This is a genomic window from Sorangium sp. So ce281 (assembly GCF_051527395.1).
Lineage (GTDB): Bacteria > Myxococcota_A > Polyangia > Polyangiales > Polyangiaceae > Sorangium > Sorangium cellulosum_B.
Window position 1 is genome coordinate 2,629,273 of the sequence record NZ_CP150322.1, and the last position, 14,544, is coordinate 2,643,816.

Consider the following 14,544-nt stretch of genomic DNA (forward strand, 5'->3'; position numbering starts at 1 on the left):
TGGAGCGGCGTCACGGCGTGGGGAGATCGCGCGCGCACGTCGCCGTGACGTAGTAGCGCCGCGAGGTGCCCGCGTAGGAAGCCCGAAAGTCCGTCGTCTGCTTGTACCCGGCGGCCAGGAAGCTGCCGCCGTGCATGAAGCGTGCGTTCGAGGTGTTGTCGAGCCGCGAGCAGTCGTTGCAGGGCGTCAGCAGCTGATAGTTATCCGAACCGTCACGGGTGGCCTTGTACGCGTTGCCGGACAGGTCGAGCTGCCCCCACCGCCCTGCGCCGGCGGGGAAGGCGCCGACGTCCGTGAGATCCGAGTGCGCGCAGGGATAGTTGCTCGGGTACGGCTCCACCAGGCAGCGGTTCGTTCCATCACCCGCGACCGTGCCGTCCCCCTGGCAGCACCAGGAGGCATACCGTGTGACATCGGTGGAGCCGTCCTGGTTGACGCCGATGATGCTCTCGAAGCCCGTGCCGCCCCACGGGAAGATGCGCTGCTCGTCGCCGCCGGCAGAGGCGTAGTTGATCTCCGCCTGGGTCGGCAGCCGGCCGCCGTCCCACGCGCAGAACGCGAACAGCTCGTACCACGTCGCGCAGACGATCGGCTTCTTCTCCTTGGCTCCCGGCGTGTCGCTCCAGGACGGCCATCCATAGGGATCGCAGATGAGCGCCGTCTTGAGCGCGCTCGTGTTGGCCGTGAGATACGTGTTCCACGACGGGTCCCAGCCGCTGTTCGCGATCTTCGGGTGCGCACCCGCGCCGGCGGCCGGCGGGTTGGCCTGGGTCGGGCCGCCGGTCTGCTCGAGGTACTGCCGGAAGCGCCCCACCGTGACCGTGTACTTGTCGAGGTAGAAGCTGCTGACCGTTGCCGGCAGGCCCGCGTTGTTGAGCCGGTCGAACGTGCCGCCCGGGACCGGAAGGGTCGAGCAGCAGTCATCGCTCCCCTCGACGCCGCAATTGGCACCTGCGCCAGGTGTGCTGCTGTCGCAGCTGATCGGCAGGCCAGGCACGCCGCCGCCGCCCCCGCCGCCCCCGCCGCCGGCACCGCCCGCGCCGCCCGCGCCCCCAGCACCACCGGCGCCCCCAGCACCACCCGTGCCGGTGGCGCTCGACGTCGTGGTCGTGGAGCTCGTGGTCGTGGCCGCGGTGGTCGTGGAGCTCGTGGTCGTGGCCGCGGTGGTCGTGGAGCTCGTGGTCGTGGCCGCGGTGGTCGTGGAGCTCGTGGTCGAGCCGGTGCCCGTGGCGCTGTCATAGCAGACGTAGAGATACGGCCGCTTGGGATCCGTGGCGGTCTCGGCGGTCTCGCTCGACTTGATTCCGGTTCGATTCACGGTCTGTTCGAAGAGCACCCCATGGTTCGGGGTGCCGTTCACCCAGCTCTGTACGAGCCCGGTCAGGCTGAGCGTATGGTATCCGTAGATGTATCCCGCGCTTGCCCTGAGACTCCCTAGGACCTCGGGATCCCAGGACGTACTGTGGCTGTTCCACGTCACGGTGCTCTCGTTCCATAGCGCCGTGACCCTGTGTACGCGCATCTCTTCGGGAATCGCGGCGCCCATGTTCACGCCGAGGTCCGCGGAGACGATGATTGCGTCGGCTGGGATCGACGAGAGATCGAACGCGAGCAGCGAATAGATTCTCTTGTCGGAGCTCACCCCGGCATACATGTCCGTTCCGCCGGGCACGTAGCTGGGATACGCCTCCATGATGTGCGCATCCGTGGCCCCGCCCGTAGCTCCGGTGCGCTTGAGCGTCACGCAGACCCTCGCCGCCTGCTGGGCCTCACCGATCAGCTCGCCACCTTCGTCTTGCGCGCCGACGCACCCGGCGAGCGCCGCGCCGGAGGCGGCCGCAAAGGTGGCCAGGAGCAGATGCCGAGACCCTCTCATGAACGTTCGATTCCTCATGATGCTCTCCGATCCGCATCGCCGGGCCAGCTCCGCCCGCGAGGCTGCATGTGATGCCGTCGCGCAGGAACGCCAGAGAGCGCCCCCGCCAAAGCCACCATCCGGATGCGCGCCGTAAAGCATCACCTTCATCAGGTCAGCCGTCGGATCGTTCTGGCGTCAAAACAGCGCGCGAGGAAAACGATACCGTTTTACGGCTTCTCTTTGAATACGTCAATTGGGAAGCGAGGTTTGTTGTCAAAAATCGGATAAATTTGTTTGTGATGTCAGAACAAAAATAATTATTATTGCTCAAGTCGATGGTGATTGTCGAGCGCCGTGAAGCACATTTGTGATGCCGCTCACGTTCTGCGTTCTGCGCGGCATGCGCGGCCTGAGTGAGCTGTTCAGCTTGCCGAGGCGCGTGAGTCGATGGCGGATTCTGCCGTTCAGGCGAGCGTGAGGCAGCGGCGATGGAGCAGAAATGCCTGCTTTGTCTACCTGGCCGCCCTTTGGCTTACCCGCTGCCTTTTCCTGGCATGGGCTCGTGACCGGCAGCCCTGGAGAGCCCCTCCTCGACCTCGGTGACAATCATCGTCGCGAGCAGATCGAGCAACGCGCGGCCTTCTTCCCCGGACGCCTCGCGCGGAGATCCCGTGTAGGCGGCGTCCATGCCCAGCGCGCGGAAGCTCTTCGCTCCTGCCTTGATGCCCTCCGACAGGCTCAGGTCGAGGTCCGGCAGGGCCTCGGCGATGTCCTTCCGGACGAGCGCGGAGGCCGCGGCGAGGACGAGCGAGGTCTCGTAACGGCCCGCGTGGCAGGCGCCGCTCCGGAACTCCGCGGAGAGCGTCCGTGCCCAGCGGCGCGCGAGCGGGCACGCGACCGAGGCGCGGCCCAGGGGCAGGTCGCCGGTGGCGGCGCGCACGGCGCGGTCGTGCGCCGGCTCGAGGTGGTTGTTGATGAAGCAGACATGCGACAGGCCGGCCGACAGGTAGGCCTCGGCGACGGCGCGCAGAAAGGCGGTGAGCGCGGGCGCCGGGATCGAGATCGCGCCGGCGAAGCCCGCCGCGAAGTCGGTCACGCCATAACCGACGGGCGGGGCGAGGAGCGCGGCGACGCCGCGCGCCCGCAGCCGGCGGCCGGCCTGCTCGGCCGCGGCCTCGCCGATGAGCGTGTCCGTACCGAGCGGCAGGTGCGGGCCGTGCGGCTCGACCGACCCGACCGGCACGAGCGCGACGCACGGCGCGCCGCCCGACAGGAGCGCGGCGAGCTCCTCCGTCGTGAGGTCCGCGAGGCGCGGCGCGGCCTGCATGGTCTACAGGCCCGCCGGGGTCTCGCCGGCGGCCTCGCGCTGCCGGAGCGCCCTGCGATCGACCTTGCCGCGATCGTTCCTGGGGACGTCATCGACGAAGGCGACCCAGCGCGGGTACTTGTGCTTGCTCAGCCGGTCCTTCACGAAGGCCTTGAGCTCCCCGGCGAGCTCGGCCCTCCCCTCGTCGGTGGCGACGCGGCCGCGCGCGTCGTCGCGGACCACGATGAACGCCTTCGGCTTCACGAGGCCCGCCTCCTCGGCGCCGATCACCGCGGCGAGGCTGACGGCCGGGTGCTCGGTCAGGCACTCCTCCACCTCGACCGGCGCGACCCAGACGCCGCCCACCTTGAGCAGCTCGTCGGCGCGCCCGCTGAACCAGAGGTAGCCCTCGGCATCCATGCGGAAGAGATCTCCGGTGCGGCACCAGTGGCCGTGGAAGGTGCCCCAGCTCTTCTCGCGATCCTGGAAGTAGCCGAGCGCGACCGAGTCGCCCTTCACCCACATGACGCCGGTCTCGCCGGGCGGGAGCTCGGGCGCGCCAGGCCCGGCCGCGTCCGAGGGGAGGATCTTGATCGTGTACCCCTCCACGACGCGGCCGAGCGACCCCGGACGCACGTCGCCGGGGCGGTTCGTGCAGTAGATGTGGAACATCTCCGCGGAGCCGATGCCGTCATAGACGTCGGCGTGGAACCGCGCGCGGAAGCGCTCGAGGAGCGCCGGCGGCAGCGCCTCGCCCGCGGACAGGTGGAAGCGGACGCTCGCGAGGTCGAGGCGCGGCGCGCCGCGCGCCGCGCGGGCGTCGTCGTCATCGAGCAGCTTGCCCATCATCGTCGGGACGTTGGTGACGACCGTCGGGCGATAGCGCTCGATGTACCGCGCGAGCGACTCCGGCGTCGGCCGCTCGACGAAGAGGCCCGACGTCGCGCCGACGGCGAAGGGGAACAGCAGGTTGGTGCCCGTGGCGTAGCCGAAGAAGAGGCGCGGCACCGAGACGGTGATGTCGTCCTCGCGGTAGCCCACGGTCGCCTTGGCGTAGCGCTCGGTGTTGAAGGCGAAGTCGCGGTGCGTGTGCATGGCCGCTTTGCTCCTGCCGGTGGAGCCGGACGTGAAGAGCCAGATGGCGATGTCGTCGCGCCGGGTGGGGCGGGGGCCTGCCGGGGCGCGCTTCGCCGCGAGCGCCGCGCGCCCCTGCGCGAGGGCGCCGCGGAGCGAGGTGCCCCGCAGCGCCGCGAGGGCGGGCGAGACCGGGAGATCGGCCTCGAGATCGCCGCCGGTCGGGACCTCGGGCACCAGCACGACGGTGCGGACGTTCGCCGCCGCGAGCGCGCCTTGAAGCGCGAGCGCCTCGGCCACGCGCGGGATCGTGACGACCGCGGCGGCCCGCGTGTACTCGACGAGGTGCGCGAGGTCGGGCGCGGGCGCCTCGGGGTTGCCCATCGCCACGACCGCGCCGTGGCTCAGCGCCGCGAAGAAGGCCCAGACGAACGCGGGCGAGTCGTGCAGGACGATGAGCACCCGCTGCTCGAGCGCGACGCCCTCGACGGCGAGGTGCGCCTCTAGCATCCGGACCTTCTCGGCGACGTCGGCGTAGGTGTGCCGCTGATCGCCGAAGAGCAGCGCGACCTTGTCGCCGAGCCCCTCGCGCAGCCGATCGAACAGGAAGTAGTCGGCGAGGTTGAGCTCGTCAGGGAACGTCGGTGCGGTCATCGTCACGCCTCCTCTCGCCTCCATCGCGGCGCCGTGAGCCGCCGCTTTCCGCCCTCCGTGGTCGCGACCCCCGGCTCGTCGAGCCCCTCGCGATCCCAGAGCTGGCACGTCACGGCCCGGTGGCGCTGATCGAGCGCCTCGCAGTAATTGGAATAGATGCAACGTCGGACCTCTCCGCTGCGCCCGAGCCGCACCTTCAGGAACCAGTCGGGATCCGCGAGCGTCTGCCGTGCCGCCCCGATGAGATCGGCCTCGCCGCGCGCGAGGATCGCCTCGGCCTGGGCGAACGTGCAGATCCCCCCCGCCACGACGACCGGCGTCCCGAGGCCGGCCTCGCGCAGGGCGCGCCGGATCTGCGCCTGCTTCGGCACCTGCCGCCCGAACGGCCCCGCCGCGTCCGAGAGCGCGGTCGGCATGCACTCGTACCCGCTCGGGCCGGTGTAGGGGTACGCGGCCTCGCCGACCTTGGGCTGCTTCGCGTCCTCGAACTTGCCGCCGGTCGACAGCGAGAGGAAGTCCATGCCGGCGCGCGCGAACGCGAGCGCGAAGAACGCCGCGTCGTCGACCCGGCTGCCCCCCGCGATGACATCGTCGCAGAGGAAGCGGCAGCCCACCGTGAAGCGAGCGGAGACGGCGGCGCGCACCGCCGCGTAGACCTCGAGCGGGAGGCGCGCGCGGCGCTCGCGATCGCCGCCGTAGCCGTCCGGGCGGGTGTTCAGCGCGGACAGGAACGAGGCCATGGTGTAGGCGTGCGCGTAGTGGAGCTCGACCCCGTCGAAGCCCGCCTCGCGCGCCCTCACGGCGGCCTCGGCGAAGAGGCCCGGCAGCGTCCGCGGCAGATCGCGGATGTGAGGGAGCGCGACGTCGGTGACGCGCTCGCGCTCGCCGAAGCGCAGCGCCTCGAGCTCGCGGGGCGCGAGCACGGCCTCGAGCCGCGCGTCGTCGAGCGCGAGCAGCCGCTCGCGCACCTCGATCTCCGGCGCGTCCCGGAGCGGCGGCTCCCCGAGCGCCTCGGACAGGGCGCGCCGGTGCGCGCCGGTGATCTCGAGGAACTCCCGCAGGAACCTGTCCTTCGCCGGGCGCCTGCGGATGCGGAGGAAGTCGATGAGCTGCAGGAACACGCGCGTCCTGCCGGCGCTCCGCGCGCGGACCGTCCGGACGAGCTCCCGGAGCCCCGGGACGAACCGATCGTGCCCGGCGCGGAGCAGCGGGCCGCTCGGCACGTCGCGGATCCCGGTCGCCTCGACCACGAGGGCGCCGGGCTGGCCCTCGGCGAAGCGGCCGTACCAGTCGAGCACGTCCTGCGTGACGACGCCCTCCTCCGTCGCGCGCCACGGGACCATCGCGGGCACCCACGAGCGCTCGGCGAGCTCGAGGCCCGAGGCGAGGCGGAGCGGCGAGAAGAGGCGCGCGCGCGCCGCCTCGCCCGCGGCCTTGGGCTCCTCGCGGGGCAGCGCGTGGCGGATCCGCTCCGGCGGCCTCCACATGGCTACCGCGCCCCGTCGCGAGCGCGCTCGTCGGCCGGGGGCTCCGCGGCGGCGCGCTCCAGGATGCCCTTCGCGATGATGAGCTTCTGGATCTCCGTCGTCCCCTCGTAGATGCGCAGCGGCCGGATCTCGCGGTACAGCCGCTCGACCTCGGTCCCCTCGATGACCCCCATGCCGCCGTGGAGCTGGACCGCGCGGTCGATGATCCGCTGCGCCGCCTCGGTGGCGAACATCTTCGCCATGGCCGCCTCGGTCGAGACGCGCGCCGCCGCGCCGGCCGGCGCCGTGTCGCGCTTGTGGGCCGCGCGGGCGACGAGCAGGCGGGCCGCGTCGAGCTCGGTCGCCATCTCGGCGAGGTAGGCGCGCACCATCTGCTGCTCGGACAGGGGCGCACCGAACTGCCTCCGCCGCGTGACGTGCGCGATCGCCTCGCGGAGCGCGCGCGCCGCCATCCCGTTCGCCGCCGCGCCGACCGAGATCCGGAAGGCGTCGAGCGTCTGCATCGCGAGCTTGAAGCCGCCGCCCACCTCGCCGAGCCGCGCGCTGTCCGGCACGCGGCAGCGCTCGAAGCGGAGCCGGCCGATCGGGTGCGGGACCGACATCGGGAGCGGCTCCGAGGCGACGCCCTCCGCGCCGCTGTCGACGAGGAACGCCGTGATCGCGGCGCGCCCGCCGCCGCGCTCGCGCTCGCGCGCCGCGCCGCCGCCGCCGTCGTGGGGCGGCGCGCCCGTGCGGGCGAAGACCACGAGGTGGTGCGCGAGCGGCACGTTCGAGATCAGCACCTTCTCGCCGTCGAGGACCCATCCGTCGCCCTCGCGGCGGGCCTCGGTCCTCAGCGAGGCGACGTCGCTGCCCGCCTCGGGCTCGGTCAGCGCGAAGGCCCCGATGCGCCGCCCCGAGAGCACGTCGGGCAGGATCGCGCGGCGCTGCGCGTCGCTGCCGGCCAGCACGATCGGGTACGAGCCGAGCCCTTGCACCGCGAAGATCGCGTCGGCGAGCGGGGCGACCTGGCCGAGCGCCTCGCGGATGAGGACGAGCGAGCGCACGTCGATGGCGGTCGCGTCCGCGGGGAGGCCGCCGCCGCTCGGCGCGCCGCCGAGCGCCTCGGGGACGAGGTGCGCGTAGAGCCCGAGCGGCTCGCCCATGCTGCGCGCCAGGGCGGCGGCGTCGCGCGCTTCGACGAGCGGCGCGAGCGGCGCGAGCGCCTCGGGCGTCAGGCGCGCGGCGAGCGCGGCGTGGCGCTCCTCGAAGAAGACGGGGAGCTCGGCCGAGGAGAGCGCGAGCCCGCTCATACGCGGTGCGCCTCGTGGCCGGTGGACCGCGGGGTGGGGGGCGCGTCGGCGTCGCCGGGCGCGGCCGGCGCGTCGCCCAGGTCGGCGCCCTCGAAGCGCGGCGGGCGCTTCGCCCTGTTCGCCTCGTGGGCCTCGCGGAAGTCGGGGTGGGCCATGCAGATGGCCTGCGCCTGCGCCTCGGCCTCGATCGCGGCGGCGAGGGGCATCGTGCGCTCGCTCTCGAGCATCTGCTTGGTGATCGCGTGCGCGAACGCCGGCCCGCGCGCGAGGCGCTCGGCCCAGCCGCGCGCCACGCCCAGCGCGTCGCTGTCGGCGACGACGCGGTTCACGAGGCCGATGCGGAGCGCCTCGTCGGCGCCGATGAGATCGCCGAAGAAGAGCAGCTCGGCGGCGCGCCCCCGGCCGACGATGCGGGGCAGGAGGTACGAGGCGCCCATGTCGGCGCCGGACAGGCCGACCTTGGGGAAGATGAACCCGAAGCGGGCGCTCGCCGCGGCGATGCGCAGGTCGCAGGCGGCGGCGATCACCGCGCCCGCGCCGACGGCGACCCCGTTGACGGCGGCGATGACCGGGCGCCGGAGCTCGCAGATGCTCTGGATGAGCGCGCCGGTCGCGCGGGTGAACTCGAGCAGCCCCCGCGCGTCGCGCGCGAACAGCTCGGCGATGATCCCCTCGACGTCGCCGCCCGAGCAGAAGCCGCGCCCCGCTCCGGTGAGCACGACCGCGCGCGCGGCCGAGCGCTCGAGCGAGCGGAACGTGGCCGTGAGCTCGCCGTAGACCTCGAAGGTGAGGGCGTTCAGGCGGTCGGGGCGGCTCAGCGTGATCTCCGCGACGCCGCGGCTGAGATCGAGATGGAAGGAGCGGGGAGTGAGGGTCATGGGCATCTCCTGGGTCCGGCGCGCGCCGGACGCGAGCCTCGCGCGATCAGGGCTTCGTCCGTGTGCGCCGCGGGGGGCTCCGCGCGCTCCGCTCGGCGTGCGCGCGGGCGCTGCCGGGGCGCGACGGGACGGGCGTGGCCGGCTCGCGGAGCGTGGTGCGCAGCTTGTCGAGCAGCCGCGTCAGCGTGGAGAGCTCGGCCGGGCTCAGCCCGGAGAACACCTTCGCCACGCGCGCGGCGTGCCGCCGCTCGGCGTCGCGGAACGCGCGCTGCCCCTTGGCGGTCAGGTGCACCCGCCACGCGCGGCGGTCGCTCGGGTCGGCCCGCCGCTCGACCATGCCGTCGCGCGCCGCGCGATCGACGAGCCCGGTGAGGTTGCCCGCCGTGACGAGCATGCTGCGGGAGAGCGACGCGAGCGTCTGCCCGTCGCTGCGCACGAGGTTCGCCAGGAGGTCGAAGCGCGGGAGGGTCATCTCGTGCTCCAGGTCCTCCCGGATGGCCGCGAGCGCGCGCTTGTGGACCGCAAGGATGCGCACCCAGGCGCGCACGGCGGCCTGGTTGCCGCGCGCGCTCTCCGGCGGGGGGACCACGGCGAGCGGCCGCCTCGCCGGCGCCCCGCGCCTCACGGGCCGCCCCCGCCGCGCGCGTCGAGCGCCGCGACGGCCTCGATCTCCACGAGCGCGCGCCGCTCGACGAGCCCCGCGACGCCGAGGAGGGCCATCGCCGGGAAATGCTTGCCGAACCGCGCCCGCCACGCGGCGCCGATCGCGCGGAGCGAGCCCCTGTACGCCTCGAGATCGGTCACGTAGACGGTCATGCGCGCGACGTCGCCCGGCTCTCCGCCGGCGGCCGCGACGACCGCGAGCACGTTGTCGAGCGCCTGGGCGAACTGCTCGGCCAGATCGTCGCTCCGGAACCGCCCGGACGCGGGGTCCCACCCGATCTGCCCCGCGATGTGCAGCGTCCTGCCGCTCGTCACGACGCCGTTGGCGTAGCCTTGCGGCGCAGGCCACCCGGCCGGCTGCACGATCTCGAGAGCGCCGCTCACCGCATCACCTGCCCCCCGTCGACCGGGATCGCCTGGCCATGGATGCTGCGCGCCTCGTCGCTGCAGAGCATCGCCACGACGAGCGCGACCTCGCCGGGCTCGACCATCCGGCCCTGAGGCGACATCGACTCGAGCGACCGCCGCGCCGCGTCCTCGCCCCGCCCGGTCTTCTCGGCGATGCGGGAGATCGCCTCGTCCGCCATCCTCGTGCTCACCCACCCGGGGCAGACGCAGTTGATGGTCACCGGCGTCCGGGCGATCTCCAGCGCGATGGCGCGGGTCATGCCGACCAGGGCGTGCTTCGACGCGCAGTACGCGGTCGAGTAGGCGCACCCGACGAGCCCGGCGGTCGAGGCGACGTTGACGACGCGGCCGAACCCGCGCGCGATCATCTTCGGGATCAGGGCGCGGCAGAGCGCGAAGGCGCCGGTCACGTTGACCGCGAGCATGCGGTCCCAGAGCGCGTCGCTGGTCCTGTCGAACGGCGCGCTCTCGGCGACGCCCGCGTTGTTGACGAGCACGTCGATGCGCCCGAGCTGGGCTTCGAGCGCGGCGATCGCCGGCGGCGCGCCCTCGCGATCGCCGACGTCGAGCCGGACGGCGACGCCCCCGATGGCCGCCGCCGTCTCCTCGATCTCGGCCTGCGTGCGGCCTGCGACGGCGACGCGCGCGCCGCCCTGCGCGAGCCGCTCGGCGATCGCCCGGCCGATGCCGCGACCCCCGCCCGTGACGAGCGCGATCCTGCCTTCGAGGGACATCCGGAGCACCTAAATCATATATATATGAAGCACAAGGCGAAGTCACCCTCGTCTGCGCTCGCAGCGCCGCCCGTCTGCTGAGGTCGGCGTCGGCCACCTCGCGACGGAACGCGCGGCTCGGCCTCGTTTTCCTCGTTTTCCTCGCTCGTCCGGCGCACGCTGCGCTCGCCGCGCGCGCCGCGCGGCGCGTCGTCGTCTGGAACGTAGTGGGCGGAGAGCATGGACGAAGACCTGAGCGGGCGTGGCCGAACGATCCGCGCCGGCGAGGGCGGCATGGTCCGGCTCGACGGCTGCTCCGGGCTCGCCGGGGCGCGGAGCGCGAGCTCCACCCCGCGATCTCGCTCGCGCAGTCGATCGTCGACGTGGTCGATCCGATCCACTACGCTGCGCGCCTGTTCGTCGCGCCCCGCGACGGCTTCGCGACGAAGAGCATCCACATGACCGAGGGCATCGAGCCGGATGGCACCGGCGACACGTACGCGCCGCCTCGCGGCATCGAGGTGCACGCCCTGGCGATGGGCGCGCCGCTGCAGCTGCCGGGGCGGGCGCCGTGAGCGCGGCCGGCGTGCTCGCGTCGCGCGTCGCCGCGCTGCTCGCATGCGCCGGCGTGGAGGCGCGGCCCCCGGCGGCAGGGGCGGGCGCGTGGTCCCTCGCGCTGGCCGAGCCGCCGGATCTCGCGGCGCTCTACGCGGCGGCGGACGGCATCGCGCTCCCGGACGGCACGCTGATCCTGCCGCGCGGCGACGTCGCGCGGGCGACCGCGTGGCTCGCGGAGGAGCGCTCGCTCGACTGGGCGCATGACCTCCTGGTCATCGGGGAGCGGGAGGATCTCGTCATCGTGCTCGACCTCGACGTCGCGGGCGCGCGCGCCGGGGGCGGCGTGCTCGAGGCGCCGACCGACGGGCTCGCCTCGTTCCAGCGCGTCGCCCGCTCGGTGGTCGGCTACCTGGAGCGGCGCCTCGGCGTCGCAGGGGCCGAGGCCGCGGCGCCCGAGGTGCGGGCGCACGAGGCCGCGGCGCGCCGCGATCTCCCGGCGCTCGTCGAGGCGCTCGCGGAGCAGATGTACCCGGGCGCGGAGCGGCAGGTCGCGCACGCGGCGCTCGCGCTGGGCGCGCTCCTGTCGGAGCGCGGGGACGAGGCGGCGCTGGACGCCTTCGCGCGCTCGGTCGAGGCGCGGGTCGCGGCGGCGCCGCGGGGCGCCGCGGGGCCGGAGCGGCTCGCGGCGTGGCGCGCGTGCGAGATCGTGGCGCGAGAGGCGGGGTCGGAGGCGATCGCGGCGGCGTGCGCGGCGCGGGCGAGCGGCGGGGGGTAGGCGAGCGGCGCGGGGGTAGCGGCGGAGGCGGCGCCTCGCCGCTCAGCGGATCGCGCTCACCGTCGGCCGCGGTTCCGGAGCATCGCTCGCCACGCGCGCACGACCGTCGTCTGGTCACCCTTGCGCACCATGAACTCCGTCAGCTCCGCGGTGTCGAGCCCCGGCAAGAACCGGCTTCGCTCCGTCTCGGCGTAGCCATCCGGGCCGAGGACGTGAAGGGAGAGCTTCCCCTTCTTCAGGAACCAGACCTCGGGCACGCCGAGCCCCGCATAGACGGAGAGCTTGTTGATCGTCCCGCTCTTCTCGATGATCTCGATCGCGAGCTCCGGGATCTCCCCGTCGTCGACCGTCCCGAGCACGTAGCACTCATCCGGCTCCACCCCCCGCTCCGCGAGCCGATTGCGGACGGTCATGCTGCCGTACCCGCTGAGCGGCAGCTCCGCCTCCTCCGCGTAGGCCTCGACGAGGCGGGCCAGGATCGTCTTCCGCCCCTCGTGCGGTCCGCCCGGGCTCATCAGCTCCAGCACTCCCTCGCAGTACGTCACCCGCACGCCAGCCCGGTCGCCGAGGGCGGCCAGGATGGCCTCGTACTGCTCCCACGACACGTCATGAACGACGAAGATCTGGTCTTCCGAGCCGTCCGCCGCGACAGCGTCGGCGGCGCCGGCAGGGGGGGCGAGGAGGGGTGCAGCGGCGGCCATGACAGCGTGCTCCTCTGCGGAGTATCACCGCCGGGCCGCGCGCTGGCAACCGCCGATCCGAGCGCCCGCGCGCCGCTGTCCTCCTCGACGGCCCTGACGCGCGCCACGGCCTCGCCGGACGCTGCCAGGGGCGGGCCCGGGCGCGCCCGGCAGCCGCGCCCTCAGAACACGCGCCCCAGCCCGTCGAGCGCCGCGACGCGGTAGGCCTCGGCCATGGTGGGGTAGTTGAACGTCGTGTTCACGAAGTACCGGATCGTGTTCTGCGGCGCAGGCTGCGACATGATCGCCTGCCCGATGTGGATGATCTCCGCGGCGTTCTCGCCGAAGCAGTGGATGCCGAGCAGCGCGAGCGTCTCGCGGTGGAAGATCAGCTTCAGCATCCCGACCTGCTGGCCCGTGATCTGCGCGCGCGCGAGCGTCTTGAACGTCGACTTCCCCACCTCGTAGGGCACCTTCTCCGCCGTGAGCTCCCGCTCGCTCTTGCCCAGCGACGAGATCTCGGGCGTCGTGTAGATGCCCGTGGGGATGTCCCGGACCAGCTTGTCGTCGGCGTGGCCGCAGAGGTGGCTGGCCGCGTACCGGCCCTGGTCGTAGCTCGCGCTCGCGAGCGCCGGGAAGCCGACCACGTCGCCGACCGCGTAGATGTGCGGCTGGCTCGTCTGGAAGGTCTCGCTCACCTCGAGCTGACCGCGCTTGTTCGGCGTGATGCCGACGCTCTCCAGGCCGAGATCGGCCGTGTTGCCCGACCTCCCGTTGGCCCAGAGGAAGACCTCGCTCCGGAGCTTCTTCCCGCTCTTCAGGGAGAGCACGACGCCCTCCTTCGTGGCCTCGACCGCCTCGTGCTCCTCGCCGTTCAGGACGCGGATCCCCTTGTCGCAGAAGTGGTACCCGAGCGCGTCGGTGATCTCGTCGTCGAGGAACTCCAGCAGATGGGCGCGCGTGTTCACGAGGTTCACGGCGACCTGCATGTTGCGCAGCATCGACGCGTACTCGCAGCCGATGACGCCCGCCCCGAAGATGGTGATGCTCCGCGGGGTGTGATCCATGCGCAGCAGCGTGTCGCTGTCGAAGACGCGCGGGTGGCTGAAGTCGATGTCGGCCGGCCGGTACGGGCGCGAGCCGGTCGCGATGACGAAGCTGTCGGCCGTGTACCGCCGGCGCTGGCCGCCGTCGCCCTCCACCTCGATCGTGCGCGGATCGACGAACCTGGCCTGCCCCGGGACGAGCTGGACGCGGTTCCGGTCGTAGAAGCTCTCCCGCAGGTCGACCTGCTCGTCGATGACGCGGTTCGCGTTCGCGAGCAGCTCGGCGAACGGGTACTCCGGAACCACATCCATCCGCTTGTAGATGGGGCTCTGGTTGATCAGGTTCATGTGGTAAATCGCGCGGCGCAGCGCCTTGCTGGGGATCGTCCCCCAGTGGGTGCAGCCCCCGCCGACCCGCGTGTAACGCTCGATCGCCGCGACCGATTTGCCATGCTTCGCGGCCGTCATGGCGGCGCCTTCGCCGCCCGGCCCCGTGCCGATGATGATGAGATCGAAGTGCGGGGTGGTCGCCATCGAGTTCCTTGCCTCCGGCGCGCCGCGCGCGCGCGCCGGGAAGGCTACTCGAACTGGAGCGGCTCGTCGTCGCCCCCGACGCCGAGCATCTCGAGGATCTGCCGCACCTCCATGGCGGCCTCGACCTCCGGGCCCGCGTCCAGGAAGCCCTGGAGGTGCTTCCGCGCGAGCGCGCGGTTGCCGCGGGCCGCGTACGAGAGCCCCATCGCGTGCATCGCCTCGCCGTCCTTCGGGAACCGGCGGAGCGCCTCCTTCGCCTGCGCGATCGCGCCGTCCGTATCGCCGAGGCGACGGAGCGCGTGCGACAGGGCCACCCGCGCCCCGAGGAAGCTCGGCGCGAGCCGCACGGCGGCGCGGTACGCGTCGCGCGCCGGCTCGAGCTGGCCGAGCTCGTAGAGCGCGTGCCCGAGCAGGTTGTACGCGTACGGGTTCGACGGGGAGGCCTTGATCACGTCGCGCAGCACGACGAGCGCCTCCTGGACTTGCTCCTCTTGCAGGAGCTCGGCCGCCTCCTCGACGGCCTCCCAGTGGGCGGCGTCGATCGATTCGTCCACCACGGCTCTGAGCACCATGGCGCGCAGTTTAGCCAGAATCGGCGCGCCGTCCCGGGCTCCTTCG

14 protein-coding genes are annotated in these 14,544 nt (G+C 73.0%); 2 read left to right on the forward strand and 12 right to left on the reverse strand.

Features of this window, described 5'->3' with window-relative positions; genetic code table 11:
• Positions 1–10: 10 nt before the first annotated feature.
• The 9 genes from WMF27_RS10085 to WMF27_RS10125 all read right to left on the reverse strand — a co-directional run bounded on the left by WMF27_RS10085 (position 11) and on the right by WMF27_RS10125 (position 10,354).
• The gene (locus WMF27_RS10085) at positions 11–1,876 is read right to left on the reverse strand and encodes a DNRLRE domain-containing protein (RefSeq protein WP_437944113.1); all 1,866 of its coding nucleotides are present in this window, start codon (positions 1,874–1,876) and stop codon (positions 11–13) included.
• 514 nt (positions 1,877–2,390) lie between these two features.
• Entirely contained in the window at positions 2,391–3,185 is a 795-nt protein-coding gene (locus WMF27_RS10090; protein ID WP_437769120.1) for a creatininase family protein, read from the reverse strand.
• 3 nt (positions 3,186–3,188) lie between these two features.
• Complete coding sequence (locus WMF27_RS10095; protein WP_437769119.1) at positions 3,189–4,892, reverse strand: benzoate-CoA ligase family protein; 1,704 nt, start codon at positions 4,890–4,892, stop codon at positions 3,189–3,191.
• 2 nt (positions 4,893–4,894) lie between these two features.
• Positions 4,895–6,379: an NADH:flavin oxidoreductase gene (locus WMF27_RS10100; RefSeq protein WP_437769118.1), complete on the reverse strand. Its 1,485-nt coding sequence runs from the start codon at positions 6,377–6,379 to the stop codon at positions 4,895–4,897.
• 2 nt (positions 6,380–6,381) lie between these two features.
• Positions 6,382–7,671: an acyl-CoA dehydrogenase family protein gene (locus WMF27_RS10105; RefSeq protein ID WP_437769117.1), complete on the reverse strand. Its 1,290-nt coding sequence runs from the start codon at positions 7,669–7,671 to the stop codon at positions 6,382–6,384.
• A complete protein-coding gene (locus tag WMF27_RS10110; protein ID WP_437769116.1) occupies positions 7,668–8,555 on the reverse strand; it encodes an enoyl-CoA hydratase family protein in 888 nt (295 codons plus the stop codon). The genes WMF27_RS10105 and WMF27_RS10110 overlap by 4 nt, the downstream gene beginning before the upstream one ends.
• Positions 8,556–8,595: 40 nt before the next feature.
• On the reverse strand, positions 8,596–9,138 hold the full coding sequence (locus tag WMF27_RS10115) for a MarR family winged helix-turn-helix transcriptional regulator (protein ID WP_437769115.1): 543 nt from the start codon (positions 9,136–9,138) through the stop codon (positions 8,596–8,598).
• Positions 9,139–9,170: 32 nt separating this feature from the next.
• Positions 9,171–9,596 (reverse strand): RidA family protein, encoded by a 426-nt coding sequence (locus tag WMF27_RS10120; RefSeq protein ID WP_437769114.1) that lies wholly within the window; start codon positions 9,594–9,596, stop codon positions 9,171–9,173.
• Positions 9,593–10,354 carry an SDR family NAD(P)-dependent oxidoreductase gene (locus WMF27_RS10125; RefSeq protein WP_437769874.1) on the reverse strand — a complete coding sequence of 254 codons (762 nt, stop codon included), beginning with the start codon at positions 10,352–10,354 and terminating at the stop codon, positions 9,593–9,595. The genes WMF27_RS10120 and WMF27_RS10125 overlap by 4 nt, the downstream gene beginning before the upstream one ends.
• A gap of 362 nt (positions 10,355–10,716) precedes the next feature.
• On the opposite strand from WMF27_RS10125, the gene WMF27_RS10130 reads away from it, so the two are divergent.
• Both WMF27_RS10130 and WMF27_RS10135 read left to right on the forward strand, forming a co-directional pair.
• Positions 10,717–10,908, forward strand: a complete 192-nt coding sequence (locus WMF27_RS10130; protein WP_437769113.1) for a hypothetical protein — start codon at positions 10,717–10,719, stop codon at positions 10,906–10,908.
• Positions 10,905–11,666 carry a hypothetical protein gene (locus tag WMF27_RS10135; RefSeq protein ID WP_437769112.1) on the forward strand — a complete coding sequence of 254 codons (762 nt, stop codon included), beginning with the start codon at positions 10,905–10,907 and terminating at the stop codon, positions 11,664–11,666. Before WMF27_RS10130 ends, WMF27_RS10135 begins: the two co-directional genes overlap by 4 nt.
• Before the next feature lie 56 nt (positions 11,667–11,722).
• Here the strand turns inward: WMF27_RS10135 and WMF27_RS10140 are convergent, their stop codons facing one another.
• The 3 genes from WMF27_RS10140 to WMF27_RS10150 form a co-directional block, all read right to left on the reverse strand.
• Positions 11,723–12,367, reverse strand: coding sequence for a Uma2 family endonuclease (locus WMF27_RS10140; protein WP_437769111.1), 645 nt, complete (start codon positions 12,365–12,367; stop codon positions 11,723–11,725).
• Between the two features lie 161 nt (positions 12,368–12,528).
• A complete protein-coding gene (gene sthA / locus WMF27_RS10145; protein WP_437769110.1) occupies positions 12,529–13,926 on the reverse strand; it encodes a Si-specific NAD(P)(+) transhydrogenase in 1,398 nt (465 codons plus the stop codon).
• A 44-nt stretch (positions 13,927–13,970) separates the two neighbouring features.
• The gene (locus WMF27_RS10150) at positions 13,971–14,498 is read right to left on the reverse strand and encodes a tetratricopeptide repeat protein (RefSeq protein WP_437769109.1); all 528 of its coding nucleotides are present in this window, start codon (positions 14,496–14,498) and stop codon (positions 13,971–13,973) included.
• Positions 14,499–14,544 lie beyond the last annotated feature (46 nt).